The sequence below is a fragment of the Desulfovibrio sp. OH1186_COT-070 genome (assembly GCF_003860215.1).
Taxonomy (GTDB): domain Bacteria; phylum Desulfobacterota; class Desulfovibrionia; order Desulfovibrionales; family Desulfovibrionaceae; genus Desulfovibrio.
The window spans coordinates 1-325 of sequence record NZ_RQYH01000250.1 but is presented as its reverse complement, the minus strand read 5'-3'; the positions used below and the strand labels follow the sequence as shown (position 1 = coordinate 325).

The window sequence follows — 325 nt, the reverse complement described above, 5'->3', positions numbered from 1 at the left end:
AATTAAGGCATTTCTCGGTGCATCGTTTCCTGTTACAGAATTGTATCCTACTGACGGATTTAATCTTCTATACCCATTGTAATATCCGTTATTGTATCCGTTATAATCTGCAACTGTTGCATATATTCCGCTTAAAGGTCCTTGGTAAGAACTGCTGAAGCTGATATTATAGTTACCATAGCTGTCTGAATATCCGGATCCTATACGATTGTTATAGCTGTCATATACATTAATTAAGGCATTTCTCGGTGCATCGTTTCCTGTTACAGAATTGTATCCTACTGACGGATTTAATCTTCTATACCCATTGTAATATCCGTTATTG

The 325-nt window shown here is 36.3% G+C and carries 1 protein-coding gene; it reads right to left on the bottom strand.

What is annotated here, in order from left to right; all coding sequences use genetic code 11:
- On the bottom strand, nt 1–325 hold a 325-nt coding region (locus tag EII23_RS13285), incomplete at both ends, for a hypothetical protein (protein ID WP_221620437.1).